General features: G+C 66.5%; 20 protein-coding genes, 3 pseudogenes and 1 riboswitch. Of the genes and pseudogenes, 13 read left to right on the top strand and 10 right to left on the bottom strand.

The genetic code is table 11. From position 1 onward, the window contains the following. The first annotated feature begins 133 nt into the window (after positions 1-133). From XarjCFBP7645_RS11755 to XarjCFBP7645_RS11745, 3 genes are all read left to right on the top strand, one after another. On the top strand, positions 134-1,054 hold the full coding sequence (locus XarjCFBP7645_RS11755; RefSeq protein WP_104537605.1) for a DUF4424 family protein: 921 nt from the start codon (positions 134-136) through the stop codon (positions 1,052-1,054). A gap of 397 nt (positions 1,055-1,451) precedes the next feature. Further along, the gene (locus tag XarjCFBP7645_RS11750) at positions 1,452-2,015 is read left to right on the top strand and encodes a peroxiredoxin family protein (RefSeq protein ID WP_181126333.1); all 564 of its coding nucleotides are present in this window, start codon (positions 1,452-1,454) and stop codon (positions 2,013-2,015) included. Positions 2,016-2,018: 3 nt separating this feature from the next. Further along, a complete protein-coding gene (locus XarjCFBP7645_RS11745) occupies positions 2,019-2,222 on the top strand; it encodes a hypothetical protein (protein WP_016901788.1) in 204 nt (67 codons plus the stop codon). 121 nt (positions 2,223-2,343) lie between these two features. On the opposite strand, the pseudogene XarjCFBP7645_RS11740 reads toward XarjCFBP7645_RS11745, so the two are convergent. Both XarjCFBP7645_RS11740 and XarjCFBP7645_RS21715 read right to left on the bottom strand, forming a co-directional pair. Further along, positions 2,344-3,963: pseudogene (locus tag XarjCFBP7645_RS11740) on the bottom strand (family 43 glycosylhydrolase); the annotation flags it as partial. A gap of 72 nt (positions 3,964-4,035) precedes the next feature. Then, positions 4,036-4,209 carry a hypothetical protein gene (locus XarjCFBP7645_RS21715; protein ID WP_161961301.1) on the bottom strand — a complete coding sequence of 58 codons (174 nt, stop codon included), beginning with the start codon at positions 4,207-4,209 and terminating at the stop codon, positions 4,036-4,038. Positions 4,210-4,326: 117 nt separating this feature from the next. Between XarjCFBP7645_RS21715 and XarjCFBP7645_RS11735 the strand changes: the two genes are divergently transcribed. The 5 genes from XarjCFBP7645_RS11735 to XarjCFBP7645_RS11715 all read left to right on the top strand — a co-directional run bounded on the left by XarjCFBP7645_RS11735 (position 4,327) and on the right by XarjCFBP7645_RS11715 (position 9,781). After that, positions 4,327-5,328: an aldo/keto reductase gene (locus XarjCFBP7645_RS11735; RefSeq protein ID WP_104537916.1), complete on the top strand. Its 1,002-nt coding sequence runs from the start codon at positions 4,327-4,329 to the stop codon at positions 5,326-5,328. Next, positions 5,325-6,197 carry an amidohydrolase family protein gene (locus XarjCFBP7645_RS11730; protein WP_181126297.1) on the top strand — a complete coding sequence of 291 codons (873 nt, stop codon included), beginning with the start codon at positions 5,325-5,327 and terminating at the stop codon, positions 6,195-6,197. Before XarjCFBP7645_RS11735 ends, XarjCFBP7645_RS11730 begins: the two co-directional genes overlap by 4 nt. Continuing rightward, a complete protein-coding gene (locus tag XarjCFBP7645_RS11725) occupies positions 6,194-6,964 on the top strand; it encodes an SDR family oxidoreductase (protein WP_039512758.1) in 771 nt (256 codons plus the stop codon). The genes XarjCFBP7645_RS11730 and XarjCFBP7645_RS11725 overlap by 4 nt, the downstream gene beginning before the upstream one ends. 158 nt (positions 6,965-7,122) lie before the next feature. Then, the gene (locus XarjCFBP7645_RS11720) at positions 7,123-7,980 is read left to right on the top strand and encodes a fumarylacetoacetate hydrolase family protein (RefSeq protein WP_104537602.1); all 858 of its coding nucleotides are present in this window, start codon (positions 7,123-7,125) and stop codon (positions 7,978-7,980) included. Between the two features lie 481 nt (positions 7,981-8,461). Continuing rightward, positions 8,462-9,781, top strand: a complete 1,320-nt coding sequence (locus XarjCFBP7645_RS11715) for an L-fuconate dehydratase (protein WP_104537601.1) — start codon at positions 8,462-8,464, stop codon at positions 9,779-9,781. Between the two features lie 461 nt (positions 9,782-10,242). Here the strand turns inward: XarjCFBP7645_RS11715 and XarjCFBP7645_RS11710 are convergent, their stop codons facing one another. Both XarjCFBP7645_RS11710 and fucP read right to left on the bottom strand, forming a co-directional pair. Then, the gene (locus XarjCFBP7645_RS11710; protein ID WP_104537600.1) at positions 10,243-10,611 is read right to left on the bottom strand and encodes an L-fucose mutarotase; all 369 of its coding nucleotides are present in this window, start codon (positions 10,609-10,611) and stop codon (positions 10,243-10,245) included. Further along, complete coding sequence (fucP, locus tag XarjCFBP7645_RS11705) at positions 10,608-11,912, bottom strand: L-fucose:H+ symporter permease (RefSeq protein ID WP_104537599.1); 1,305 nt, start codon at positions 11,910-11,912, stop codon at positions 10,608-10,610. Before fucP ends, XarjCFBP7645_RS11710 begins: the two co-directional genes overlap by 4 nt. A gap of 180 nt (positions 11,913-12,092) precedes the next feature. Here fucP and XarjCFBP7645_RS11700 point away from each other — a divergent pair, with 180 nt between their 5' ends. The 3 genes from XarjCFBP7645_RS11700 (at position 12,093) to XarjCFBP7645_RS11690 (ending at position 14,194) form a co-directional block, all read left to right on the top strand. Further along, entirely contained in the window at positions 12,093-12,842 is a 750-nt protein-coding gene (locus tag XarjCFBP7645_RS11700; protein ID WP_104537598.1) for an IclR family transcriptional regulator, read from the top strand. A 208-nt stretch (positions 12,843-13,050) separates the two neighbouring features. Further along, positions 13,051-13,449, top strand: coding sequence for a hypothetical protein (locus XarjCFBP7645_RS11695; protein ID WP_104537597.1), 399 nt, complete (start codon positions 13,051-13,053; stop codon positions 13,447-13,449). Beyond that, a riboswitch (yybP-ykoY riboswitch) is annotated at positions 13,435-13,597 on the top strand. Its footprint overlaps the gene before it by 15 nt. 12 nt (positions 13,598-13,609) lie before the next feature. Further along, positions 13,610-14,194 (top strand): manganese efflux pump MntP family protein, encoded by a 585-nt coding sequence (locus tag XarjCFBP7645_RS11690; RefSeq protein WP_104537915.1) that lies wholly within the window; start codon positions 13,610-13,612, stop codon positions 14,192-14,194. A 96-nt stretch (positions 14,195-14,290) separates the two neighbouring features. Here the strand turns inward: XarjCFBP7645_RS11690 and XarjCFBP7645_RS11685 are convergent, their stop codons facing one another. The 3 genes from XarjCFBP7645_RS11685 to XarjCFBP7645_RS11665 all read right to left on the bottom strand — a co-directional run bounded on the left by XarjCFBP7645_RS11685 (position 14,291) and on the right by XarjCFBP7645_RS11665 (position 22,390). Beyond that, positions 14,291-17,740, bottom strand: coding sequence for a hybrid sensor histidine kinase/response regulator (locus XarjCFBP7645_RS11685; RefSeq protein WP_104537596.1), 3,450 nt, complete (start codon positions 17,738-17,740; stop codon positions 14,291-14,293). 850 nt (positions 17,741-18,590) lie between these two features. Continuing rightward, the gene (locus tag XarjCFBP7645_RS11670; RefSeq protein ID WP_104537914.1) at positions 18,591-21,005 is read right to left on the bottom strand and encodes a GH36-type glycosyl hydrolase domain-containing protein; all 2,415 of its coding nucleotides are present in this window, start codon (positions 21,003-21,005) and stop codon (positions 18,591-18,593) included. Between the two features lie 2 nt (positions 21,006-21,007). Further along, positions 21,008-22,390: an MFS transporter gene (locus XarjCFBP7645_RS11665; RefSeq protein WP_104537594.1), complete on the bottom strand. Its 1,383-nt coding sequence runs from the start codon at positions 22,388-22,390 to the stop codon at positions 21,008-21,010. A 158-nt stretch (positions 22,391-22,548) separates the two neighbouring features. Between XarjCFBP7645_RS11665 and XarjCFBP7645_RS11660 the strand changes: the two genes are divergently transcribed. Beyond that, on the top strand, positions 22,549-23,133 hold the full coding sequence (locus tag XarjCFBP7645_RS11660; protein WP_104537593.1) for a gluconokinase: 585 nt from the start codon (positions 22,549-22,551) through the stop codon (positions 23,131-23,133). Positions 23,134-23,706: 573 nt separating this feature from the next. Then, positions 23,707-25,437, top strand: a pseudogene (locus XarjCFBP7645_RS11655) (PQQ-binding-like beta-propeller repeat protein). 90 nt (positions 25,438-25,527) lie between these two features. On the opposite strand, the pseudogene XarjCFBP7645_RS11650 reads toward XarjCFBP7645_RS11655, so the two are convergent. The 3 genes and pseudogenes from XarjCFBP7645_RS11650 to XarjCFBP7645_RS11640 form a co-directional block, all read right to left on the bottom strand. Then, positions 25,528-25,756: pseudogene (locus tag XarjCFBP7645_RS11650) on the bottom strand (hypothetical protein). Further along, positions 25,737-26,186, bottom strand: a complete 450-nt coding sequence (locus XarjCFBP7645_RS11645; protein WP_181126296.1) for a 3-dehydroquinate dehydratase — start codon at positions 26,184-26,186, stop codon at positions 25,737-25,739. The pseudogene XarjCFBP7645_RS11650 and the gene XarjCFBP7645_RS11645 overlap by 20 nt, the downstream one beginning before the upstream one ends. Positions 26,187-26,196: 10 nt before the next feature. After that, complete coding sequence (locus XarjCFBP7645_RS11640; RefSeq protein WP_104537592.1) at positions 26,197-26,625, bottom strand: hypothetical protein; 429 nt, start codon at positions 26,623-26,625, stop codon at positions 26,197-26,199. Positions 26,626-26,764: the final 139 nt, after the last annotated feature.

Here is a 26,764-nt window from a genome sequence, read left to right as displayed (position 1 = left end):
ATTGGAGGCGCGGGGCGTGCGACTCTACGCCATGAGCGGTTGATGTCGTGCATGCCCGCGCTGCGGTATTGGCAGCTGCGTGGCATGCTGTGCGCCTGCGGCGCGTCGGTGCGTGCCGGTCTCCAGGGGATCCATGCAGCCATTTTCTTTTCCGCGCAGTCCGCTTGGGCTGATCCTTGCGCTGGCCGCGCTCGGCTGCGGCAGTGCGCAGGCCAACGACAGCAGCTTCGGCGACGACAACGGCACGATCCGGCTGTTGCATCAGCCCGATATCAGCATGGACAAGGAAGCGCTGCTGCTCAGCGAGGAGCGGGTGCAGGTCGACTACGTGTTCACCAACCACAGCGCGCGCGCGTTGAGCGTGCCGATCGCCTTCCCGATGCCGCCGATGTATTTCGGCATGGCCGATCACAGCGAGCTGACCGATTTCAAGCTGTGGGTGGACGGCAAGCCGGTGACCACCACGCGCAAGCTGGTGGTGCTGCTGGACGATGGCAGCGACATCTCCAAAGCGTTGGCCGCAACCGGTTGGAGCACCGACGATATCGCGGCGTTCGCCGAGTCGGGCGACGTGCCGAGAGGGCGCAAGCCGTTGCCGGCGCGCTGGATCGACAAGGACCAGCAACCACGCTTCACGCTCAGCGAGTACTTCGTCTGGCAACAGGTCTTTCCCGCACGCGGCAGCGTGCAGATCCGGCATGCCTACGCGCCCAGCCTGTCCACCGGCGTGCCGCAGAGCAGCGCGTTCCTGCTGGAGTCGTATGCAAAGAGCACCTGCGTCGAACCGGCCACCAAGGCCAGCATGCGGCGGCGCGAGCGTGCGCACGGCCTGGGCTGGGCCAACCTGCGCTATGTGCTGACCACCGGCAGGAACTGGAACGGCCCGATCAAGGACTTCCAGCTGACCATCCGCAAGCAGGCCGCAAGCGACATTCTCAGCCTGTGCTTCGACGGTGCGCTGAAAAAGATCGACCCGCTGACCTTCCAGTTCAGGCAAGCCGACTTCGTGCCGATGCGCGATCTGGAGCTGCTGTTCGTACGCGGCGTCGAGTGACCGACGTGGCCAGCACCCGCTAGCCGAACGCGTATCTGCCTGCTGCTGCAGGCGCGTCGGGGCCACGCTGCATGTCAGCATCGAGCGACGCCGGCGTTGCTTGCGTGCGCTCGGCGGCAGGCCACGCGTCTATCGTTTCGCGCATGGACGCGCCCCTCCCGTGACCCGGCGTATGTCGCTGATCGGCACGCCGCGTCGCAGTTGCGCAATCGATCCCCCGCCAACTGCTGCAGGACTGGCAGGCCCAAGCGCAGCGGCGTGACCGCCTCCACAGCCGTGCACCGCGCGGCATCCCAGTTGTCGATATCACCATTGACCATTAGCTCATGCCTGGGCAAGGCTCGGACTTGGTGACGCTACTGGAGCTGGCATGGCGCGACGTTTTCCCTGGCTCTGGATCGGGCTGCTGATTGCCTGTGCATTGATCGCCGTGCTGGCATGGCAGAACAAGCAGCTGCGCGCGCAGCAGCAATTGTTGCAGGCCCGCATCAGCGCGCCGTACGACGGCATGTACGTGCCGCGCATTGAGGTCACCGATACCGAAGGCCAGCGTCATCTGCTCGGCGTGCCGCAGGGACAGGCGCAGGTGCTGTTCTTCTTCACCACCACCTGCCCGTACTGCCAGCGCTCGGCACCCACCGTGCTGCATGCAGCGCAGCAGTTACAGGCCAATCTGCCCGGCCGCGCGCAGCTGCTCGGCGTGTGCCAGTGCGACGCGGCGCAGGCTGCGCGCTATGCGCATGTGCATGGCTTCGATTTTCCGGTGGTCACGTTGACCGACCGTCGCGCGTTGATGCTGTTTCGCGCGCGCAACGTGCCACTGCTGATGGCCATCGACGGGCAGGGGCGCGTGCGCCATTCCCGTCTTGGCGTCTTCGATACCACGGAGCAGGTGCAGGACCTGGTCGCCGCCTTGCGCCGCACGGATGCGCCAGCGGCTTTGGCAACGGTGAAGGAGTAATCCATGAAGAAGCGTTGGGGTACCTTGCGGACGGCGTTGATGGCGGCCACGTTCCTGGCCAGTACCGGTTTCGGTGCGTTCCAGGTGATGGCGGTCGATAACGCACAGCCGAAAACCGAGTCGTGTAGTGCGTGGGCCTGCAAAGCCGAATGTCCGGAGTTCGGCGGCGACCTGGGACAGGGCAACGTCTGCTACTGCTGCGGCTGACAGCGGCCATTACACCTACTGCGCAGTTAGGTTTTGTCAGCCGCTCTAGGTCTGACGGCGGGGTCCCCCCGGGCCCCGCCGTTTGCCGGAAGCGTTGCGTGCGGCAGGACCGCACTCCGCGCAACGCGCGACATCTGAAATCGCGCAACACCACTGCCGCTGCTGCGCGGCGTGGATGTCGAGCTGCAGGCTCAGGAAGGTGCCGAACACGTTGTGGTGAAGGCCGGACATTTCCATGCGCGTGGGGTGGCGGATCCCCTGCGGCCCTCGTCAAGCGAACAGTCGAAGGCCACCACATGCGCATCGTTGCTCAGACGCAGGCGGATGCGTCGGTGCGTGTTGGGCGCGCGTGCCCCTCGCAGTTCTTCCGGGTACGCGCAGGTCCTGATGGTGCCGGGTGTAACGCCGATGCGCACGAAGGCCTTGTGGTCGTAGAACAGCACAGGCCGCCTTCGGCATTGCCGGTGAGCTCCAGCGAGACCTCGGTGACGTAGGCGCGATCGGGGACGCCGCAGGTCAGTGGCGAGCTGTCGGCCGGTGAGCTGCCGGAACAGGCCAGCGTGAGCGACCGATCTGCCCGTTGCACGCGCGCCTGCTCGCCGGGCCCGGGCGCATGCAGGCTCCATTGGGTGCCGAACCTGTCGCTGGAAAAATCGTCCGACAAGGCGAAACCGCTGAGCGCCGCGTTGCCGGTGGCGTTTGCGCGCGCAGGCGTGCGCAATCGCCTGGACAGATCGCCACCGGTGGCGCGGAACCAGCCATCGGCGGTCCACTCGATCGGCTCCAGCAGGGTCTGCCGGCCCAGCGTGCGGAAGCCGTTTTCGTAGCCGTGATAGACCATCCACCAGTCGCCACGCGGGCCTTCCACCAGCGTGGCATGCCCGCGCGACCACCACGGCTCCTGTTCGGACTGGGTGCGCACCAGCGGGTTGTGTGGGCAGTGCTCCCATGGCCCATGCACCGAGCGCGCACGCGCGGCGATGACCATATGCCCGGTGACCGGACCGGCGGTGCCGCCGACCGCGGTGACCAGGTACAGCCAGCCGTTGTGCCAGGTCAGCTTGGGGCCTTCGGGGGCAAAGTTCTCCACGATCCAGTCGTCGGGATAGCGCCAGGGCGCGTAGGCCGGTTCCACCTGCCCGTCGGTGGCCAGGCCGTCGTCGCGCAGGCGCACCTTGCGGATGCCGTTGACGAACAGGTAGCGCTTGCCGTCCTCGCCCAGCACATGGCCGGGGTCGATGCAGCCGGCGATCTGCAGATCGATCGGGTCGCTCCAGGGTCCGCGGATGTCGTCGGCCCAGATCACGAAGATCGACCAGCCGGTGTCGTCCGGATTGGCCGGGATATAGATGAAATAGCGGCCATTGTGCTTGCACAGGTCCAGTGCCCAGATCGTGCCCAGCTGCTTGCGCAGCGCCGGGCCGAGCGGCGTCCAGTTGACCAGGTCGGTGGAATGCCACAGCACGATGCCCGGATAGGAAAGGAACGACGAAAACGTCATGTAGTAGTCGTCGCCATCCTTGAGGATGGTGGGGTCGGGGTGATCGCCGGCCACGATGGGATTGAGGTAAGTGCCGTTGCCCAGGTCTGCCTTGCGCTGGCCTTCGATACCGCGCGCCCACTGCGGGGTGCCGGTGCAGGCCGCGCGCGCGTCGCCCGCCAGTGCGGCCGGCGACAGCGGGGCGACAACGGCGCCGGCGGCAAGCACCTTGAACAGGTCCCGGCGGGTGGTGGTTGGCATGGGTGCGCGTTCGTGCGGGACGGGCTGGTATCTAGCCCCAGGTATCGGACCGGGGCAACCGCGCAGGCGGCGTTATAGGAAGCGCTCATGCCAGCTACGGATTTCGACATAGATCAGCTGCTGCGGCATATGGAGCTCGCGATCGGGCAAGGGTGCTGGAATCCACACATGTCGCACGTGCTGAACACCACCAGCTGCAATGCTGCACTGCAGCGTGATCTGTTCACTTATGATTGCGATATTCATATGCGAACAGTCCGGCACCGGCCGGCTGGTGGACGTTGCGATGCCCAGTGACTGCTTCAACGATTGCGTCAGCACCTGTTCGGCGACCGCCAGCTGCGCGGAGCGTGCGGCGTGACCATTGCGCGGCAGCGGCTGGGCAGTACCGACGTGCAGCTCCCGGCATTGGGTTTTGGCGCCGCGCCGATCGGCAATCTGTATGCCGAGGTCGACGAGGGTCAGGCCCTGGCCGCCGTGGCGGCTGCGTGCGAGGCCGGCATCCGCCACTTCGATACCGCGCCGTACTACGGCTACGGGCTGAGCGAGACCCGCCTGGGCCGTGGCCTGGCCGGCGTGCCGCGCGGCGCGTACACGCTGTCGACCAAGGTCGGCCGCTGCATCTACGACGATGCGCAGGCCGCGGCCGGGCGCGACGGCTTTGCGGTGGCGGGCCGCCGCGCCGTGTTCGACTACAGCGCCGATGGCGTGCGGCGCGCGTTCGCCTCCAGCCTGGAGCGCCTGGGCACCGACTACATCGACGTGCTGCTGTTGCACGACATCGGTGCGCTGACCCACGGCGACAACCACGCCAACGTGCTGCGCCAGGCCTTGGAGGAGGCCTTGCCGGCGATGGCGGAGCTGAAGGCAACCGGTGCCTGCGGGGCGATCGGGCTGGGCGTCAACGAGCAGGACGTGGCACTGGAGGTGCTGCCACGCTTTCCGCTCGACTGCGTGATGCTGGCCGGCCGCTACACGCTGCTGGAACAGCACGGCGCCCGCGCCCTGCTCGAGCAGGCGCAGCAGCGCAACGTGGCGATCCTGTCGGCCGGGCCCTACAGCTCCGGCCTGCTCAGCGACGCGCGCAGCCCCGGCGCCACCTACAACTACGCCCCGGTCGACGCCGCCACCCTGCAGCATGCCCAGCGCCTGTACGCAGCCTGCGCAGCGCTCGAGGTGGATATCGGCGCGGCGGCGTTGCAGTTTCCGCTGGCACACCCGGCGGTGACCACGGTGGTGGCCGGCATGCGGACGGTGGCCGAGGTGCAATCGGCCGCCGCGCGCCTGCAGGCGGCGATCGCACCGGCGTTGTGGCAGCGCCTGCGCGATGACGGCCTGCTCGATGCGGACCTGCCCACGCCATGAGCCGCATCGACGCGCACCTGCATTTCTGGCAGCTGGCCCGTGGCGATTACCACTGGCTGACGCCCGAGCTGGCGCCGCTGTATCGCGACTTCGGCCCGGCCGATATCGGCCAGGCGCTGGACGCTGCCGATGTCGACCGCGTGGTGGTGGTGCAGGCCGCCGCGACCGAGGCCGAAACCCGTTACCTGTTCGAGCTGGCGCGCGCCGATACGCGCGTTGCCGGCGTGGTGGGTTGGGTCGATTTCGCCGCGCCGGACGCGGCCGCGCGCATCGACGCGCTGGTGCAAGCCGGCGACGGCGTGCTCAAGGGCCTGCGCCCGATGGTGCAGGACATCGCCGATGTGCAATGGCTGGCCCAACCCGAACTGGATGCCGCCTTCGACGCGCTGCTCGCGCACGACCTGGCCTTCGACGCCCTGATCCGCAGCGTGCATGTGCCGGCGCTGCAGGCACGCCTGGAGCGCCATCCGCAGCTGCGCGTGGTCATCGATCACGGCGGCAAGCCGCAGATCGCCGCAGGCGAATTCGTCGCCTGGGCCGCCGGCATGGCCGCGCTGGCGCAGCATCCCAACATGCACTGCAAACTCTCCGGTCTGCTCACCGAAGCAGCGCGCGGCGCCGGCGTGGAGGCGCTGGCACCGTATGTCGCGCATCTGTTCGCACGCTTCGGCCCGCAGCGTGTGCTGTGGGGCAGCGACTGGCCGGTGCTGACCCAGCGCGCCGATTACGCGCAGTGGTTCGACATCGCACAGCAGCTGGTCGCCACACACGCCGACGGCCATGCCGGAGCGGTGTTCGGCGACAACGCACGCACGTTCTATCGTCTGCCACGGCCGGCGGCCCCCACCTACGGAACCTCTTCGGTATGACTGTCTCGATCCCTGCAACTCCCAACGACCGCCTGCATGGCAAGCGCTGCCTGATCACCGCCGCCGGCGCCGGCATCGGCCGCGAAAGCGCGCTGGCCTGCGCACGCGCCGGTGCGCAGGTGATCGCCACCGATATCGACGCCGCTGCCCTGCAGGCGCTGGCGGCCGAATCGGAGGCCATCACCACCCAGCTGCTGGATGTCACCGACGCGTCGGCGGTTGCCGCGCTGGTCGCGGCGCACGGCCCGTTCGATGTGCTGTTCAACTGCGCCGGCTTCGTGCACCAGGGCAGCATTCTCGATTGCGACGAGCCGGCCTGGCGGCGCTCGTTCTCGATCAACGTCGATGCGATGTACTACACCTGCAAGGCGGTACTGCCAGGCATGCTCGAACGCGGCCGCGGCAGCATCATCAACATGTCCTCGGTGGCCTCCAGCATCAAGGGCGTGCCCAACCGCTTCGTCTATGGCGTGACCAAGGCCGCCGTGATCGGCTTGAGCAAGGCCATTGCCGCCGATTACGTGGCCCAGGGCGTGCGTTGCAACGCGATCTGCCCCGGCACCATCAAGACGCCGTCGCTGGGCCAGCGCGTCAAGGCGCTGGGCGGCGACGAACAGGCGGTGTGGAAGAGCTTCACCGATCGCCAGCCGATGGGCCGCCTGGGCGACCCGCGCGAGATCGCGCAGCTGGTGGTTTACCTGGCCTCGGACGAATCGTCGTTCACCACCGGCCAGACGCACATCATCGATGGCGGCTGGTCCAACTGAGCGCGCCAACGCACCGCCGTGCCGCGCACCGCAACGTGGGCGGCCAGTGCCGGATGCGACTTGTATTTGCTTGACTTGAGCACGCCGTCCTTATCCACCTGATGCATGCGCGCTAGCGTTGCTGGCCGCTCCATTCCTCACCTGCAAAGGAAGACTGCATGAAACTCGTACGCGTTGGCGCCCCCGGCCAGGAACGTCCTGGCCTGATCGATGGCGAAGGCCGCATCCGCGATTTGAGCGGCGTGATCGACGATGTGGCCGGCGCGCACATCACCAATGCCGGCCTGGACAAACTGCGTGCGCTGGACGTGTCCACGCTGCCGCTGCTCGAAGGCGAGCTGCGTTATGGCGCCGCAGTGGGGCAGATCGGCAAGTTCATCTGCGTGGGGTTGAACTACGCCGACCACGCGGCCGAATCGGGCATGGATGTGCCCAAGATGCCGATCCTTTTCATGAAGGCCACCACTGCGGTGACCGGCCCCAACGACACCGTGATCATCCCGCGTGGCTCGGTCAAGAGCGACTGGGAAGTGGAACTGGGCGTGGTGATCGGCGATGTGGCGCGCGATGTGGCGGTGGACGAAGCACTGAACCACGTCGCCGGCTACGCGGTGATCAACGATTTGTCCGAGCGCGAATTCCAGCTCGAACATGGCGGCCAGTGGGTCAAGGGCAAGAGCGCCGACACCTTCGGTCCGATCGGCCCGTGGCTGGTCACTCGCGATGAAATCGCCGACCCGCAGAACCTGTCGATGTGGCTGGAGGTCAATGGCCACCGCTACCAGAACGGCAGCACCCGCACGATGGTGTTCGGCGTGGCCGAACTGGTCAGCCACATCAGCCGCTACATGACGCTGATGCCGGGCGATGTGATCAGCACCGGCACCCCGCCGGGCGTGGGCCTGGGCCAGAAGCCGCCGGTGTACCTGAAGCCGGGCGACGTGATGGAGCTGGAGATCGAAGGCCTGGGCCGCCAGCGCCAGCCGGTGGTGGCGCATCCGCGTGATGCTGCCTAAAGCCCCTCTGCCACCGGGGCACTAAGGCACGGCTTGCGCGCCACTGGCGCGCGTGCGTTGGTGCGCCCGCGCCGCAAGCGCGGGCCGGGGCGCGTAGCGGGGATCGGGGTGAGGGTACGTAACGACATATCCAAGCAGTTCGTCGCGATGTGCGTTTGTCGTCAGGCGTGACATGTCGGCATGTGTGTTGATGTGTCATGCGCAAATTTTTCAAGCGGCGTGCGAGAGCGTTGAACTTCCAGGCGCTGTCGCGCGTTGGTATCCACACGCAGTTGGTCGTGCAGTGATGCGTTGATCTGTGTTGTTCGTTGATCTGCGTTGCAAACGCATGCGTACCTGCAGCGCTTCAACATAGTCGGCGCTCCGCGTCCGTACCCTCACCTCACCCCTCTCCCGGGGGGAGAGGGGCTCAAGCGCACTGCGTTGCTTACGTTTTTTTTGCCAGTTTTCCCATTTTCCGTTTCCATCGCCCAGGACTTCCATGAGCACCATCATCGCCCTCGACACCCACGACGTCCGCTTCCCTACCTCGCGCGAGCTGGATGGGTCGGATGCGATGAATCCGGATCCGGATTACTCGGCCGCCTACGTCGTGCTGCGTACCGATGCGCCGGATGACCTGGCCGGCTACGGCCTGGTGTTCACCATCGGCCGCGGCAACGATGTGCAGACCGCCGCGGTGGCCGCACTGGCCGAGCACGTGGTCGGCCTGTCGGTCGAGGAAGTCATTGAAGATCTGGGCGCGTTCGCGCGCCGGCTCACCAACGACTCGCAGCTGCGCTGGCTGGGCCCGGAAAAGGGCGTGATGCACATGGCGATCGGCGCGGTGATCAATGCCGCCTGGGACCTGGCCGCGCGCGCGGCGAAAAAGCCGCTGTGGCGCTACATCGCCGAGCTCAGCCCGGAACAGCTGGTCGACACCATCGACTTCCGCTACCTCACCGACGCGCTCACCCGCGACGAAGCGCTGGCAATCCTGCGCGCTGCGCAACCGCAGCGTGCGCAACGCATCGCCACGCTGATCGAACAGGGCTATCCCGCCTACACCACCTCGCCCGGCTGGCTCGGCTACTCCGACGAAAAGCTGGTGCGGCTGGCCAAAGAAGCCGTCGCCGACGGCTTCCGCACCATCAAGCTCAAGGTCGGTGCCAACGTGCAGGACGACATCCGCCGCTGCCGCCTGGCGCGTGAGGCGATCGGCCCGGATATCGCGATGGCGGTGGATGCCAACCAGCGCTGGGACGTGAGCCCGGCGATCGACTGGATGCGCCAGCTGGCCGAATTCGACATCGCCTGGATCGAGGAACCGACCAGCCCGGACGACGTTCTCGGCCACGCCGCGATCCGCCAGGGCATCACCCCGGTGCCGGTCTCCACCGGCGAACACACCCAGAACCGCGTGGTGTTCAAGCAGCTGCTGCAGGCCGGCGCGGTGGACCTGATCCAGATCGACGCCGCGCGCGTGGGCGGCGTCAACGAAAACCTCGCCATCCTGCTGCTGGCCGCCAAGTTCAACATCCGCGTGTTTCCGCATGCCGGCGGCGTCGGCCTGTGCGAGCTGGTGCAACACCTGGCCATGGCCGACTTCGTCGCCATCACCGGCAAGATGGAAGACCGCGCGATCGAATTCGTCGACCACCTGCACCAGCACTTCCTGGACCCGGTGCGCATCCGGCACGGCCGCTACCTGGCCCCGCAAGCCGCCGGCTTCTCCGCCGAGATGCACCCGGCCTCCATCGCGGAATTCAGCTACCCAGACGGCCGCTTCTGGGTCGAGGACCTGGCTGCAGCGAAGGCGTAATCCAACGCACCGCATCTCCTGGATCGCAGAATCGGTAGGGCGGCTCCAGCCGCGACGGGCTTTCCCGATTGCCTGATCGCGACGGAGGCCGCTTTTGCATGGAGCACGCACACGAAGGCTCCAGATCGCACAATTCCGCCACCCTGACGGCCGCCTATGGATCAAAGACCTGGCCGCGGCGAAGGCGTGACCCAACGCGCTGCATCACCTGATCGCAGAATCTGTAGGAGCGGCTCAAGCCGCGACGGGCTTTCCCGATGCCTGATCGCGACCGAGGCCGCTTCTGGTTGGGGCATATGCGATGCAGCTGTCACGCCTTCGCTACGCAGCGCAGCGCCACTCACGATGTGCCTGCAAAGACACCCTGCTTTAATGCTCGGCGCCAGCGCAGCAGCAAAGATACCCAAGACCAACGCCCCACTGCGGATGCACCACATCCGCAAAAAACTCAGGGCAACACCCTAACCCTGCGCCGCTTCAACCGCCGCACTCAAGGCAAAAATCCGCCCGGCCTCGCGCCACTTCTCTCCCGGCGCACTGCCAGGCAACGGCTTTTGAAACCGCCACATCAAGTCTTCCCAGGCCTGGATGCGCGGATCGGCCGCATCCCGCGCCGCCTTGGCCGCCGGATCGTAGTCTTCGCCGACCTGCATCAGCATCACCAGGCGGTCGCCGCTGCGAAAGATCTCCAGCTCCTCGATGCCGGCCTGCTGCAATGAGGCCACCACTTCCGGCCAGACCTCGCCGGGCCGATGCCAACGCTCGTACTCGGCGATCAACTGCGGGTCGTCGTGCAGATCCAGCACGTAGCACAGACGCCGCGTGCTCATGCGCCCGCTCCTGCAACTACCGGCGCAGCGCGGCGTGCGCGCAACGCGAACAGCAGGATCACCGCAAAGCAGCCGCCCGGCACCACCATCGCCCAGTGGATACCGGCCATGTCCGACACCGCGCCCATCACCGCCGTGAGCAGCGCGCCACCGATGATGGACATCACCAGCAACGACGAGCCCAGCTTGCGCGCATCGTCGTGCATGCCATCCAGGCCCAGCGCAAAGATGGTCGGAAACATCACCGACATGAACACGCTTGCAGCCACCAGCGCGTACAACCCGGTCCACCCCGGCAACGCGATGGCAACGGCGCACAACACCAGATTGATCGTGGCAAAACTCGCCAGCAATCTGGCCGGCGCCAGGTAGCGCAACAGCGCGGTGCCGATGAAGCGGCCGGCCATGAACAGCACCAGCGAGATGGTGAGGTAGGTGGCGGCGGTTTTTTCCGGCGTGCCCGGCACCGCGTCCTGCAGGTAACGGATCAGATAGCTCCAGATACCGACCTGCGCGCCCACGTAGAAGAACTGCGCCACCACCGAAAACACGAACAGCCGGTTGCGCAGCAACTCGCCGAAGCGTGCACGCCTGGGCGCAGCCTCGCCCACGCCGGCATCGCCGGTGGGAAAGCGCACCAGCGCGATCAGGATCGCCCACAGCACCACCACCACGCCGATCACCAGGTACGGCGTCTGCACTGCCGCCGATTCGGTGGCGAAGAACGCAGCGCGCGCGGCCGGCGTCATCGCCGCCAGCTCGGCCGGGGTGTGTTCCACCCCGGAGAAAATGAAGTGCTGGCCGACCAGCACGCCGGTGATCGAGCCCAACGGGTTGAATGCCTGGGCCAGGTTCAAGCGCCGCGCCGCGCCTTCTGCCGGGCCGAGCACGGTCACCAGCGGGTTGGCGGTGGTTTCCAGGAACGCCAGGCCGCTGGCGATGACGAACAAGGCCAGCAGGAACAGCCAGTAGGTGTGCACCTGCGCGGCCGGATAGAACAGGAACGCGCCGCAGGCATACAGCAGCAGGCCCAGCACCACGGCCGCCTTGTAGCTGTAGCGGCGCATGAACATCGCCGCCGGCATCGCGAACACGAAATAGCCCAGGTAGAACGCGCTCTGGACCAGCCCTGCCTGCAGATCGGTCAGCTCGAAGGCCTTCTTGAACTGCTTGATCAGGATGTCGTTGAGGTTGTTGGCCATGCCCCACAAGAAGAACAGGCTGACGATCAACAACAGGGGAACCATGGCGGTACGCGCCAGGTTGCCGCGCGGCGACGCGGCAATGTCACTGTGATGCATGCGACCGATCCCCTCCCAAGGCTGTGGCGCTTGCGTTGCTGTGCGGCGAGCGTACTGCGCACGCCAGCGCCATGCAAATATAAAATCTTTGTTTATATTTGCACGCAAGCGCCATATCTCACCGCTGCCCGCGATGCCTGTACGCTGGCGCGCCGCAGCCTTGCCTGGAGCCGCAAACGGATGAGCACCGAACCCGCCAAGTACCGCGCCCCTGCCCTTGACAAGGGTCTGGACATTCTCGAGCTGCTTGCCCGCCAGGCGCAGCCGATGAGCATGGGCGCGATCTCGCAGGGCATCGGGCGCTCGCGCGGGGAGATCTTCCGCATGCTGCAGGTGCTGGAGGAGCGCGGCTATCTCACCCGCGACGGCGAGGGCGACTACGTGCTGACCAATCGGCTGTTCATGCTCGGCATGCAGCAGCCGCAGGTGCAAAGCATCAGCGAAGCGGCATTGCCGGTGATGCGGCGGCTGGCCGATGCGATCTATCAGCCCTGCCACCTGGTGGCGCCGTCCGGCGACCAGATCGTGGTGATCGCGCAGATGGACGTGCCCAGCGACCTGGGCCTGGTGGTGCGCCCGGGCCATCGCCGGCCGCTGACCCATTCCAGCTCCGGGCTGGTGCTGTTCGCGTTCCAGCAGCCGGAGGTGCAGGCGCGCTGGCTGGACATGCTCGACGCCGGCGAGGTGCCGTTCGAGCGTGCGCAGTTCCTGGCGGCCGCGGCGCAGGCGCGCAACGATGGCTACGCCATGCAGCCCAGCGAAGCGGTGGTGGGCGTGGTCGACCTGACCGCACCGATCCTGCAACGCGGCAGTGCGAGCTATACGCTCACCGTGCCGTTCATCGCACGTCGCCCGGAGCTGGTCGGCCCGCACGCGGCCTTGCAGGCCCTGTGTGCGGCGACGGCGGAGATCTCCGCCGCGTTGATGTAGCCGCGGCACGCGCCGGGAATCTGCGTTGGTGCCGGTGTCTGCTGTCGCGCGCGTCCAAAGGCTGACTTCTGCGTTCCTCCCGCAGCGCGGCCGACCCCGTGCGTGGGGCGCTACGCGCTGTTTCCGCAGTGCTGCGATGGCAGCCTGGCCATCGCACTCCATCCCAACCGCTTCGCCAGTACCCGCAAGCCGTGCAAATCGAGACGCCATGGAGATCGCGGCATGGTTGCCGATCGCTGCACTCCGGCACGACGTCCTGAAAGACAGCACGAAGCAGGCGCTGGCGCATGCACGCGCATCCAGACATGACGTTCCCCTCTCGCGCTGCTTGCAGCACACCCCACATCAGCGGCTTTCCCTGCGTTTTCCGCTGCCTGCTTCACCGGCATGCAGACCGTTCGTCGCTATAGCCAAGGCTATCGGGCGCCGCATCGCGCCGTTGCGTGGACATGCCTTCCTGGCTCTCACGCCTGAAAACAAGGCAAAAAACCGCCTCACCCCTGGTCGCAATAGCCATGGCTATAAAGATCAGGCCGACCTTCGCGTGCAGCGCAGACGCACCGGAAGCGGCCATGCGTTGGTACACTGCGCGCCCCTTGGGGAGTAGCCTGCTTTCGCATCGTCGGGAGCGCCTGCATCAACATACTCGGCCGTTGCGCCGTGGTGCAGGCAACCAGTTCCGGTTTGGCGAGACCAACGGCATGCGTGCACGACGACGGTTGGCGCGGGCGCATGTCGTTGTGACCGTGCCCAACCCGAGAATGCCGATGTCCCCTTTTTCCATTGTTTTGATCGGTTTCGCGATGTCGACCGATGCGTTTGCCGCGGCGATCGGCAAGGGCGCGGCGATGCGCAAGCCACAGTGGCGCGATGCGCTACGCGCCGGCTTGATCTTCGGCTGCATCGAGGCGATCACCCCGGTGATCGGCTGGCTGCTGGGGCGCGCCGCGTCCAGTTATGTGTCCGACTACGACCACTGGATCGCGTTCGTGCTGCTCGGTGCGCTGGGCACGCACATGATCGTGGCCGGGCTGCGACACGATGCGGACGACGCTGAAGAAGCAACGTCCGAGACGCCGAAACGGCATGGTTTGCTGGCCCTGGCCACCACCGGTTTTGCCACCAGCATCGATGCGATGGCGGTCGGCGTGAGCCTGGCGTTTCTGGACGTGCATATCGGCGTGGTGGCGGTGGTGGTCGGGCTGTGCACCTTCAGCATGGTCACTGCAGGCGTCATGCTGGGCCGCGTGCTCGGCAACCTGATCGGCAAGCGCGCCGAGATCCTCGGCGGCTTGATCCTGGTGATCGTCGGCAGCGTCATCCTCTACGAACACCTGAGCGGCGCAGCGTAAGCACCTCCCCTCGTAGGAGCGTGCCTGCGCGCGACGGAGCGTTATCGGTAACGCCCAATCGCGCGCAGGCACGCTCCTACGCTGCAGTCGCACCCGTCAGCGCGTTTTCGCATCGTGATGCGCACTCAGGAACGCGCGTAGCGAGGCCGGCTTCACCGGTTTGGTCAGCAGGCGATAGCCACGCGCACGCGCCAGTTGCTTGAGTTCGTCGCGACCATCGGCGGTGAGCAGGGCGCCGGCAATCGGTGCGGTGGCGACGGCCTGCAGCGCATCCAGCGTGTCCAGGCCATCGAGCCGGTCGTGCAGGTGGTAATCGACCAGCATCAGGTCCGGTTGTTCGCGCGCGCGTTCCAGCGCCTGATCCACCGTGCTGGCGGTGATCACCTCCACCTGCCAGCGACCGAGCAGCGCGCGCATGCCGTCGAGGATTTCGCGGTCGTTGTCCACGCACAGCACGCGCAGGCCCGCCAGCGAATCGCCGCTGGGCAGCGCGCGCGCAACGGCCACCGGCCTTGCCGGCGGCAGCGGGACTGCCGCCACACGTGGCAGCAGGATCGAAAACATGCTGCCGCGGCCGACCTGGCTGCGCGCGCTCAGGTCGTGGTCGAGCAGGCGCGAGATGCGCTGGCAGATCGACAGGCCCAGCCCCAGGCCCTGCTCGCCCCAGTCGAACGGCTGCTGATAGCGGCGGAATTCTTCGAAGATCTGCCGCATGTGGTGCTCGGGAATGCCCGGGCCGGTATCCCATACCTGCAGCTCCACCTGGTCGCCGCGGCCGCGCATGCCCAGCACGATGCGGCCCTGGCGCGTGTAGCGCAGCGCATTGGCGAGGAAGTTCTGCATCACCCGGCGCAGCAGCCGGCGGTCGCTGCGCACCCACAATGGGCGGCAATGCACCTGCAGCTGCAGGCCGCGGCTGGACGCCACCGGCGCATACTGCGCGGCCAGTTCGTGCATCAACGCGCTGGCATCGAAATCCTCGACCGTGGGCCGCAGGCCGCCGGCGTCCAGCCGCGAGACGTCGAGCAGGCCATCGAGCAACTCCTCGGCCGCGCGCAGCGAGGCATCCACGCGCTCGGCCAGGTGGCGTTGCTCCTCGTTGTTCTGATGGCTCTCGCGCAGGGCCGAGGCGAACAGCCGCGCGGCATTGAGCGGCTGCAACACGTCGTGGCTGATCGCAGCCAGAAAGCGCGTCTTGGATTGCTGCGCCAGCTCGGCCTCGCGCGAGCGGTCGGCCACGCGCTGTTCCAGGTTCTCGTTGGCGTCCAGCAGCGCGCGTTCGGCGCGCTTGTAGTCGGTGATGTCGTTGTAGCTGGTGACATAACCGCCGCCGGGCAGCGCCTGGCCGCGCATCTCGATCACCTTGCCGTCGCTGCGGGTGCGCTCGAACACATGCGGCGAGCCGGCGCGCATGTGACGGATACGGCGATCGATCTGATCTTCGATATCGCCCTCGCCCAGCTCGCCGCGCTCGGCGTTGTAGCGGATCAGATCCGCCACCGGGCGGCCGACATACAGCATCCCGTCCGGATAGCCGAACAGCTGCTGATAGCGGCGGTTCCAGGCGGTCAGGCGCATTTCCGGGTCGACCACGCTGACCGCCGCGCTGATGTTTTCCAGCGTGGTGGACAGGATTTCGCGATTGAAGCGCAGCTCCTGGCCGGCCTCGTCCAGCACCGCCACCACCTCGCCCAGGTCCATGCCCGAGCCGCGCAACAGGCTGGTCAGCACCAGGCGTGCGGAGGCCGCACCGATCGAGGCGGCCAGCAGGCGTTCGGTGAACTGCACCCAGGCGCGATCGGCTACCACGCTGGGTTGCAGCTCGCGCTCCAGCAGCGCCGCCTGGTCGACGAAGGCGCGGTGCGCATGCCGCTCGCCCACCACGCGCTCGGCCAGGGCCTGCAGGTCGGCAACGCGCACATGCCCGGGCCAGTCGCCGGCCACCGCCGGACGCTGTGCGTACGGGTCCAGGAATGGGGCGGCGCGCAGGCGTTCGTCCACCCCGGGGCGCCAGCGTGCGGAAACCAGCATCATTGCGCCGACATTGATCAGCAGCGACCAGAACGTGCCGTGCGCCAGCGGGTCCCAGCCACGCATGCCGAACAGCTGCTGCGGCTGCAACCAGGCGATGCCGAACGGCCCGTCCACCAGCCAGTCCGGCTGCATCCATCCTGCGCGCGTGGCAGCCGGCAGCAGCAGCGTGTAGATCCAGGTCATGAAGCCCAGCACCATGCCGGTCTCCACGCCCCTGCGGCTGGCCCCGCGCCAGTACAGCCCGCCGATCACGCCGGGGGCGAACTGCGCCACTGCCGCAAAGGCCATCAGGCCGTAGGCCGCCAAGGTGGTGTCGTTGGCCACGCTGCGGTGGTAGCCGTAGGCGATCAACGCCAGCAACAGGATGGCGACGCGACGGATCCACAACACCCGCGACGCCACTGCCGCGCGCGCATCGGCGCTGCCACGGCGGCGCAGCAGCACCGGCATCACCAGGTCGTTGCTGATCATGGTGGCCAACGCGATGCTGGCCACGATCACCATGCCGGTGGCGGCGGAAAACCCGCCCACATAGGCCACCAATGCCAGCACGGTATTGCCCTGACTCAGCGGCAGCGCCAGCACCACCGCGTCGTCGACCACCGTGCTGCCCTTGCCGAACAGGGCCATGCCGGCCGATGCGATCGGCATGACCATCGCCGAGATGATCACCAGATAGGCGCCGAACCACCAGCGCGCGCGACGGATGTCGCCCACGTCGCTGCATTCCACCACCGCCACATGGAACTGGCGCGGCAGGCAGATAACCGCCAGAAAGCTCAGCAAGGTTTGCGAAATGAACCCCATCGACGGGGTGTGCTCGAACAAGGTGCGCGCCGAGTCGGCGATGGGCATCTGGTGATCGCTCAGCCACACCCAGGCGAACAGGCCCACTGCGACGATGGCGACCAACTTGATCACCGACTCCAGCGCGATCGCCAGCATCATGCCGCGGTGATGTTCGGTGGCATCGACCTGGCGGGTGCCGAACAAGGTCGCAAACAAGGCCATCAGCAGCGCCACGTACAACGCCGGATCGGCAAAGATGCCGCGCCCGGCGCTGCTATGCCCGGTCAGCACCTCCAGGCTCATTGCCACTGCCTTGTACTGCAGCGCCAGATACGGAACGATGCCGACCAGCGCGATCACCGCCACCAACGCCGCCAGCCGCCGCGAGCGGCCATAGCGCGAAGAAATGAAATCGGCGATGGAGACGGTGTTTTCGGCACGTGCGATCAGCGCCAGCCGCTCGATGATGCGCCAGCCGAACAGCAGCAACAGCAGCGGGCCCAGGTAGATCGGCAGATAGCCGATGCCGTTGCGCACCGCCGAGCCGACCGCGCCGTAGAAGGTCCACGACGAGCAGTACACCGCCAGCGCCAGGCTGTAGACCGCCGGCCGCAGCCAAGGCCGCTCCGGATACAGCGGGCGGCGGTCGCCCCACCACGCCACGCCGAACAGCAGCGCGGCATAGCCGACGGAAACCAGCAGCAGGATCCAGCTTGATACCAAGGGGCGTTCCTAGGCGGCGCTTCGCGAGCCTGGGAGTTTACGCAGTGGGGATTGGGGATTGGGGATTGGGGAATCGGGAATAGGGAATCGCAACAGCGGGACACGGCTTGACCCTTGGCGCAGCTCGAGTGGGAAAAGGTGCATCGAGGACGCTGGGGTTCTGTGCGGTCAGTGGCGTAGAGCGTGTGGTGGATGCTGCGCCGGACGACGGCTGTGCCCACCTGATAGTGCGCCCAGCCGTTTTGTGTGTCGCTCTTGGAGCGGCTGATAAAACGCCTTCGGGCTGTCTATGCAGAGCGGATGATCTGGGCCTTCGCTGCTGGGCGGCTGGGCTGCGGCTGGGCTACAGAGCGGCTGATCTGGGGCCTGATTGCAGGGCCCTTGCCCGCCCACCATCGCAGGACACGCCGCAAGTACGTCCATGTAGGCTCTTACGCGACGGTGAGCGGGCAAGGACCAGGCGAGATGGTCGGTATGTGGTTGCAAGCAGAGCGTGACGCACCGTTGTTTGAGTCGTGATGCGTGCGAATCATCCGTCGCGCCTGGCAAACGACAGATTTTCAGCAGGCAACCTACAAAACTTACGGCGAACCAGCGCAAGGCTTGCAACAAGCAGTTTTCACCAAACGGCCGACCAACTTCCTGGTGCGGTGTCCTCACCGATTGCGGGCCCCTTGGCGGCATGGATGCCGCCAAGGGGCCTCCGTCGACGGATTCACGGCGTGTCCTGCAAGCGGTGAGGGCACCGCGCCCTCGGCCGGCCAGGCGTTTGACTGCATCCAACAAGACGAGGCGCTGATGCTGCCGCGGCGCTCACCACCAGACCGGCGCTACGGCTTGTCACCCTCCCCTAGCCAGGCAGGCGCACCTGCACCTGATAGGTGCGGCCAGCCGCGATGTCGTGAACGCGCCGATCCGGGCTGGCTTCGCCGTCCACCAGTACCTCGATGTCGCGACGCCCCGGTTCACGCGTCAGCGTCACCTCGAACTGCGCACCGCGGAACTGGCGCGTCGCCCGCGCCTGCGGCCAGTGCGAGGGCAGCTGCGGGCGGATCGCCAATGCATCGCCTTCGCCGACCAGGCCGAACAGACCTTCCAGCACGCAGCGATACACCCAGGCCACCGTGCCGGTGTTGAACAGCTGGCTGGAACGCCCGGCCGTGCGCGGGTACTGGTGCCAGGCACCGCGGTAGTAGTTGGGCAACGACACCGGCAGGTGACCACGCTGCAGCACGTCCTCGCGGGTGGGGCCGGGCAGCAGCGCGCGCAGGATCTCCCAAGCGCGGTCGGCTTCGCCGATCTGGTACAGGCTGTACAGGTAGAACGCCGCCGCGTGGTTGTAGACCGCGCCGTTTTCCGCAGCGCCCGGCCACTTCTGCGTCAACCGGCCCACGTCATCGCGCATCCGCGTGTAGGCCGGGGCCAGCATCACCGGGCCGTACGGCGTATGCAGCTGCTCGCGCACCGCCTCCAGCAAGGCTTCGCGCTGCGCGCTATCGGCGGTGCCGGCCAGCAGCGCAAAGCTCTGCGGATTGAGATAGATGCGTCCCTCCACATCCTCGGCGATACCGAAACGCACGCCATCGTCGGTGATGCCGCGCGCATACCAGTTGCCGTCCCACAGTTCGCGGTTGGCATCGGCGTTGATCGCCTGTACGGCCTGCGCAAACGTGTCCGCCTGCGCGCTTCGCCCATGCGCTGCACAGATGCCCGACCACAGCCGCAGCGCATACGCGGTGGCCACGGTAAGCCAGCCGGACACACCCTTGCCGCGCCATCCGACCATGTTCATCGGGTCGCACCAATCGCCCTGCGCGATGAAACTCAAGCCACGTGCATCGCGCGCGTCCAGCAGCCACTGCATCGCCGCATCCAGTCGCTCGGCCACGCTGAGCGCCTGTCCATCGTGCGTGCGGACCACCGCATCGAGCACGCTGGCATCGCCGGTTTCGGCCACATAGGCGCTCAGGAAGATCGGCAACCACACGCAGTGATCGGTATGCGGCACCTGGTTGATGTATTTCAGCTCGGCGCCTTCCACCAGCAGGATGCCGTCCGGCATCGCACCGCTGGGCTCCTGCTGCGAGAGTGCGTGCAACAACGCCGCGCGTGCGGTGGCCGGCTGCAGGTAGGCCATGCCCATGTGGTCCTGCAGATAGTTGCGCGTCTGCGGATCGGTGGTCAGGCGATTGACATCGCCGTGATAGAACACCTGCCGCGGCAACCAATGATTGACCAGATTGTCCAGGGCCGGATCGGGCGTGGCGATCTGTGCACAGCCCTGCCCGCCCTGCAGATACTGCGCGTAATCGCGCGCGGCGGCGGCAAAGCCGGCTTCGGACAGATAACGCGCCCGCAGCGCGGCGATTTCTGCGTCGTCCCGCGCCGGCCCGAACGCGAAGCGATAGACGCGTGCCGCATCGGCGTCCAGCGTCAGCCGATACTGCAACGCGGCGGCCGGGTTCTCGTAGTGCGCATCGCTGTTGCCCAGCTGCTCGGCCTGGATGGCCGAGGGCGCATGCAGGCCGCCCTCGCCTTCGAAGGCCATCTGCTGCGCATCCCAGGCCACCGGCGGCTGCTCGTGCAGCAGGAAGGTGCAGTCCTTGAAATCGCGCTGACGGAAATAATCGTCCACCTTCTGGTACGGCGCCACGCTACGGCAGACGATACCGCCCAGCGCCGGCTCGTAAGCGCCGCCCTGATGCATCCACGACATGTAGCCGATCGGAAAGTAGGGGTACAGGCTGAGCCGGCGCGTACGCCCGGACTGGTTATGCACGCGGCATTCCCACAGCTCCACCGCATCGTCGGTGGGCAACGCCACGCACAGGTCCACCACGATGCCGTCGTGGCGCACCCGCCAGCGCACATCGTGCTTGCCCGCCGAGAACTCGAACTGTTCCGGCGTTGCACGCACCGGCTCGTGCGGCACTGAATACAACGCACCGCTGTCTTCGTCCTTGAGATAGAAGAAGCGCCCGGGATGATGCGCGTAGTACGGCTGTTCGGGCATCATGAAGTTGCGCGCTTCCAGCAGCGGCGCATGCGCGTATTTGGCCGGCTCCGGCTGCATGAACTGCCCGGTGGCGTAACCACGGCAGGTCAGCTGCAGCATCATGCGGCGGTTCCACAAGAACCCGCCCGCGTTCGGCATCGCGGTGGGGCTGTAGAGCGCATAGCGCGTGCCGTCGGCGCTGGGCGCCAGCAACGAGGAGAGATCGTCGTTGGACGTGGAACTGGAATCGGCGTGGGAGAGTGCAGACACGGTCAACGGTGCTCCGGTTCGTCGCGCTTGCGCGCGGCCAGTTCGTGTTGGATGCGGCGCAACAAGCCATCATCGAGCGGATAGAAACGCATGGTCCAGGCTGCCAGCAGCGCCACCGCGCCCGGGATCACCGTCAGCAGCAGCACGATACCGGTCAACGACCCCGCCGACTGCGCACTGTTGGCCACATAGCCCATGCCCGCCAGCACCCAGGCGATGCCGGCCGACGCCAGCGCGCCACCGAGCTTTTGCGAGAAGGTCGCGGCGGCGAAGGTCATCGCGGTGGCGCGCCGGCCGGTGCGCCATTCGGTGTAGTCAGCGCTGTCGGCATACATCGAAAATGCCAGCGGCGACTTCGGCCCCAATGCCAGCCCGATCAGCATGTTCAGCGCAAAGATCGCCCACACCGCATCGGCAGGAATGAAAAACATCAGGCAACTCAACACGCCCACCACCGCCATCAGCGCGGTCATCAACTGGCGCTTGTCCCAATGCCGTGTCAGCAAGGGCGTGATCGCCGCGCCCACTGCCAGCGACACCGAATAGCCGCCCAGAAACAGCCCGGTCAGGTCCGGCCGCTGCACGTAGTACTTGAGGTAATACACGCCCGCCCCACCGCGCATGACAATGGTGATCATGATGATCAGCGACAGCACGAACAGCACGCACCACGGCTTGTTCTGCAGCAGGTCGGCGATATCCCGGCGGATCGGCGTGCGCTGTTGCGGCGGTGGCTGTACGCGCTCGCGCGTGGTCAGCGCCACGGTGACGAACAGCGCCACCGCCACCGCGCCGTACAGCATCATGGTGCGCTGCCAGCCCAGCGCATCGTTGCCGGCGCCGAACCAGGCCACCAGATCCAGGGTGCAGTAATTCACCAACGTGGTGCCGGCGAACGCGGCGATGAAGCGCAGGCTGATCAAGCTGGTGCGCTGGCTGCTGTCGGCAGTGATCACGCCGGACAATGCCGAGTACGGAATGCTCACCACCGTGTAGGCCAGCATCATCACCAGGAAGCTGATCGTGGCCCACCACATGCGCCCGTTCTGATCCAGCGCCGGCGTGGTGTAGGCGAGCACGCCGGTCACCGCCATCGGCACGGCGCCCCACAACAGATACGGACGGAATTTGCCCCAGCGGCTGCGCGTGCGATCGGCCAGTGCACCCATCGCCGGATCGGCGATCGCATCGGCGATCTTGGTCAACAGGATCATCGTGCCCACCGCCGCTGCCGGCAGATGCATGGTGTCGGTGTAGAAGATCAACAGGAATGCGGAGATGTTGGCCCAGTACAGATTCAGGCCCAGATCGCCGGCGCCGTAGCCCAGCTTTTCGCGCCAGCGCAGGCGCGCCGATGCAGGAGACCTTGCAGGCGATGACGTCATCGGCAGACCTTGGAGTGCGTTGAACCCGGCCGAGCGCCCCGTTACGCTGGGCGGCCCGCGCACCTGGCGAGGAGCGCCGACGCTACACCACGCATCGGCTGCCGCCAACGTGAAATCCGGCAGAATGCCGAATCGATCCGGAGATATAACCTGACGTGATGGACACCGCCTCCCCCGCTACACCCGCGTCCGCTTCACCCGTGGCCATCGTGGTGATGGGCGTTTCCGGCAGCGGCAAGACCACCATCGCACAGGCCCTGGCAGCGCATTACGGATACCGCTTTCTGGATGCCGACGACTATCACAGCGTGGCCGCGCGCGCGCAGATGGCTGCAGGCCAGCCACTCACCGATGCGATGCGTCTGCCGTGGGTGGAGTTGCTGGCCGCCACCCTGCGCGACTGCGTAGAGGCCGGCGAATCGGTGGTGCTCGCGTTCTCGGGCTTGCGCGGCACGCACCGTCAATTGCTGCGCCGCAGCGGCATCCCGATCCGCTTCGTGTTCCTGCACGCGGCCCCGCATGTCATCGCCGCACGCCTGAGCGCACGCGCCGGCCACTTCATGCCGGCCAGCCTGCTGGATAGCCAGTTGCAGACCCTGGAATTGCCGTTGGACGAAGCCGATGTGGTGTCGGTGGATGTGGACGCCACGGTGGCGGAGGTGGTGCAGGATGCGATCGCGCAGTTGGCGCTGATCGCTCCCGCTGCAGTGCACACCGCCGTGCCCTCGCCTCAAAGCGCATGACGCACCCCGGATAACGTAGCCGTACATGCCTATTCCCTTCTCCCAGCGGGAGAAGGTGCCCCGAAGGGGCGGGTGAGGGTACGTGCGAAGCCTCGTGCATTTTGACGACGCAGAAGCTTCGCCCCGTACCCTTACCCCAACCCCCGCTCCGCGCCCCGGCCCGCGTTTGCGACGCGGGCGCTCCAAGGCACGCGCGCCGGTGGCGCGCAAACCGTGCCTTCTCGCCCCGCGGGGTGAGGCGCTCTGTTCAACACAGTGGCCAACCTCACAAGGTAGCGCAACATTTCCTGGTTACTTTTTGCAGACCATTGATTTGCTGGCAAATACACACACGCCGCGACCAATCATTTTTTCTATCGCAATGGCGCCATCGACGGTGAATCATCACCATTTGTGCGAATAACGAGCGTGCTGAACGCAATTTTTTCGAGCTGGTGGCACCAGATGCGAGCGGACCCGACCGCTGAATGAATGCGGCGACCTTGCTGTGTTGCACGGTCGCCACAATCGGCCATCTTCCCTCGGCAGATCTGGGGGGATCCAGCGCTTCCTTCCATCTATGGACATGCCGTGATGACACATTCAATTCGCCGCTTGCGATTTCGCAGTTTGACGCTCGTTCCCTGCCTGCTTGCCAGCGCAGTGGCCTTTGCCCAGGCCGGCCCCGCAACCGCACAACAGTCGGTATCGTCGCTGGATACCCAGGCTTTCGCACGCTCCGGCCAGATCTGGCGCAGCTTCGGCAATCAACTGCCGTTCGCCAGCCCCAGCAGCTAGACCACCGCCGGTGGCGGCTACTTGAACCAGCGCTTCGCGCCGGGCGAGTGGAAGATCAATCGCACCACTGCCAGCACGCTCAAGCCGGCCTGGACCCTGACCACCACCGGCGACATCTCGGCCACGCCGAGCGTGGAAGGTGGAACGCTGTACGTGCCCGACTGGGGCGGCACGCTGTATAGCGTCGACACCCAGACCGGCAAGCCGAACTGGCAGGCCAAGCTGTCCGACTACACCGGCAATGCCAACTCGGTGACGCGCAATACCCCGGCCATCAGCGCCAACAGCATCATCGTCGGCGACCAGGCCGCCGGCACCGTGCTGGCCATCGACAAGAAGACCGGCAAGCTGCTGTGGAAGACCACCGCCGAAGCCAACCCGCAGGCGCGCATCACCTCTTCGCCGGTCATCTACGGCAACCGCGTTTACGTGCCCGTGTCCTCCGGCGACTGGGGCAATCTCGATCCGACCCACACCTTCAGTTTCCGCGGCAGCGTGGTGGCGCTGGATCTGAACACCGGCAAGAAGGTGTGGCAGTTCTATAACGTGCCCGAGGGCTATACCGGCGCATCGGTGTGGGGCCAGGTGGCGATCGACCCGATCAGCCGCCGCCTGTATTTCGGCACCGGCAACAACTACAACATTCCCGCCAGCGTGGGTAACTGCGTCTCCAACGCGCGCTCCTACCGCGGCAGCGAACTCACCGTGCAGGACGAACTGGCGTGCATGGCGCCGGACAACTACGTCGACTCGGTGGTCTCGCTGAATCTGGACACCGGCAAGCTGGTCTGGGCCGACCGTGCACAGGGCTACGACGCCTGGAACCTGTCGTGCATCGTGGCGCCCACCAATGGCCTGTGCCCGAACACCCAGGCAACCAACCTGACCGGGCCCGATTACGACTTCGGCGGCGCCGGCGTGCAGCTGTTTACCGTGTGGCGCGACGGCAAGGCGCAGCAGCTGGTCGGCGCAGGGCAGAAGAGCGGCATCTACTGGGCCTTCGACGCCAAGACCGGTGCCAAGGTGTGGTCGACCCAGGTCGGCCCCGGCGGCACCACCGGCGGCGTCGAGTGGGGCACCGCGTTCGACCCGTACAAGTCGCAGGTGTATGTGGCCATCAACAACAGCACCAACGCCACCTATACGCTGGGACCTGCGAACACCCAGAGCCACAACGGCGGCTCCTGGGCGGCGCTGGATGCCGCCACCGGCAAGATCAAGTGGCAGGTCAAGGTGCCCGGCATCAACCGCGTGAATCCGAACGTGCCGGCCGGCGGCCAGGGCTCGCTGACGGTGTCGCCGAACCTGCTCTACGCCGGTTCGATGGCCGGCAACATGGTCGCCCTCGACACCGACACCGGCGCCACGCTGTGGAACCACGACGCCACCGGCTCGGTGATCAGCTCGCCGTCCATCGTGGACGGTGCGCTGTACTGGGGCGCCGGCTACGGCCGCTTCAACTTCGGTACTGCCGCAACGGCCAACCAGCTGACCAAGTTCGTGCCGGAGGCCAGCCCCGCCAAGTAAGCGTCAACCCATGTGATCTGCGTCGAGCGACGCGCAATCACGGCAGAACGACGGCGCCACCTTCGGGTGGCGTCGTTGTGTGTAACGCGGCTACAGGCGCGTGACTTGGCACAAGCGGATCTGCCCCGCTTCCAGCCCGTGCGCCTCGGCCGCACGGCGGCGCAACGCAGTGACCAGCCCCGCTGCATCCAGCACGCCATCGGCAGGCACGTCCACGCTGTGGGCCAGTTGCCCCCCACAGCACCGGCCGACCGTCGCAGTAACCTTCGTAGTCGGCGAAGTAATGCAGCTGGCGCAACTCAGGTACCGACGTGGACATCGCCCTGGATCTCCGTGCAGCCCAGATGTTCCAACGCGATTTCCAGCCCGAGTAGATAGCTCTGCGCGCAGTAACCGCGCACCGTCGCAATGCGTTGCCCGAACCCCTCCGGCAGGCAACGCTCCGGACGGTCTACGCTATCGTCGTGAGCCTCCACGAACGGATACGGCAACGCGCTGAGCACATGGTGCAGGCGCTCACTGTCCACGCAGCTGCCCGGATCGATCAGCGCGATTTCCATCCGCGCCTGCCCGGCCACGCGCAAGGCATCCAGCAGATCCTGCTCCGACCCGCAGGCACGCAAGGCCACCGTCTTGCCCGCGTCGCCGGCACACTGCACCAGCTGCCGAATGACGGCCCGCGGCAACGGCTGCGGCCCACGCACCAGCGGCATCGCCGCCTCCGGCCCACGCACGATCATGATCGACATGGCGGCTTCCTCAGGCGGCGGCGCGCAAGGGCGCGCACAGCGACGGCAGACAACGCGCCGCAATACCCAGCGACATCGCATAGGCGCGCGGCGCATCGTGCGGCGTAATCACCACCGCCAGCGGCGCATGCTGCGGATGCAGCCACGGCTCCAGCTCCTGCGCTGCATCGGTGTGCAGCTCAATATAGGGCGTGGGTAGCGCATCCAATGCGGCGCGTAAGGTTTTCGCATGCACATGCGCGGACGGCGAAAGATCTCCTGAGTCCAACAACACCAGCTCCACCTCGACATCGGCACCAGCGGCCTGTAACCCAGCGATCAAGCTATCGACATCCGCATACGCCAGCATGCGCAACGTTCGGCCAGCACACTCGGGCAACTGCATCGGCAACAACGGCGCCGGATCGGCCTGCGGACCTTGCAAAATCAGGATACACATCGTGTTCGACTCAACGCACCACAGTGCGGGAGTGCCAAGGTAGGCCTGCCGGGCATAAAGGGGCTATCTGCACCCTGGCGTGCGCGCATAAAGAGTGCGTAATGCCTGCACGATGCCGGCGTGCCCTGCCCGCAACGTC

Source organism: Xanthomonas arboricola (assembly GCF_002940665.1).
GTDB lineage: Bacteria > Pseudomonadota > Gammaproteobacteria > Xanthomonadales > Xanthomonadaceae > Xanthomonas > Xanthomonas arboricola_B.
Note: the sequence above shows the minus strand (reverse complement) of the source record. Positions and strands in the feature narration are given on the sequence as shown.

Coding starts and splice junctions, on each gene's coding strand:
- XarjCFBP7645_RS11755 (WP_104537605.1), top strand. CDS start 134: ATGCAGCCATTTTCTTTTCCGCGCAGTCCGCTTGGGCTGATCCTTGCG.
- XarjCFBP7645_RS11745 (WP_016901788.1), top strand. CDS start 2,019: ATGAAGAAGCGTTGGGGTACCTTGCGGACGGCGTTGATGGCGGCCACG.
- XarjCFBP7645_RS21715 (WP_161961301.1), bottom strand. CDS start 4,209: ATGAATATCGCAATCATAAGTGAACAGATCACGCTGCAGTGCAGCATT.
- XarjCFBP7645_RS11730 (WP_181126297.1), top strand. CDS start 5,325: ATGAGCCGCATCGACGCGCACCTGCATTTCTGGCAGCTGGCCCGTGGC.
- XarjCFBP7645_RS11725 (WP_039512758.1), top strand. CDS start 6,194: ATGACTGTCTCGATCCCTGCAACTCCCAACGACCGCCTGCATGGCAAG.
- XarjCFBP7645_RS11720 (WP_104537602.1), top strand. CDS start 7,123: ATGAAACTCGTACGCGTTGGCGCCCCCGGCCAGGAACGTCCTGGCCTG.
- XarjCFBP7645_RS11715 (WP_104537601.1), top strand. CDS start 8,462: ATGAGCACCATCATCGCCCTCGACACCCACGACGTCCGCTTCCCTACC.
- XarjCFBP7645_RS11710 (WP_104537600.1), bottom strand. CDS start 10,611: ATGAGCACGCGGCGTCTGTGCTACGTGCTGGATCTGCACGACGACCCG.
- fucP (WP_104537599.1), bottom strand. CDS start 11,912: ATGCATCACAGTGACATTGCCGCGTCGCCGCGCGGCAACCTGGCGCGT.
- XarjCFBP7645_RS11700 (WP_104537598.1), top strand. CDS start 12,093: ATGAGCACCGAACCCGCCAAGTACCGCGCCCCTGCCCTTGACAAGGGT.
- XarjCFBP7645_RS11695 (WP_104537597.1), top strand. CDS start 13,051: ATGGAGATCGCGGCATGGTTGCCGATCGCTGCACTCCGGCACGACGTC.
- XarjCFBP7645_RS11690 (WP_104537915.1), top strand. CDS start 13,610: ATGTCCCCTTTTTCCATTGTTTTGATCGGTTTCGCGATGTCGACCGAT.
- XarjCFBP7645_RS11665 (WP_104537594.1), bottom strand. CDS start 22,390: ATGACGTCATCGCCTGCAAGGTCTCCTGCATCGGCGCGCCTGCGCTGG.
- XarjCFBP7645_RS11660 (WP_104537593.1), top strand. CDS start 22,549: ATGGACACCGCCTCCCCCGCTACACCCGCGTCCGCTTCACCCGTGGCC.
- XarjCFBP7645_RS11645 (WP_181126296.1), bottom strand. CDS start 26,186: ATGTCGATCATGATCGTGCGTGGGCCGGAGGCGGCGATGCCGCTGGTG.
- XarjCFBP7645_RS11640 (WP_104537592.1), bottom strand. CDS start 26,625: ATGTGTATCCTGATTTTGCAAGGTCCGCAGGCCGATCCGGCGCCGTTG.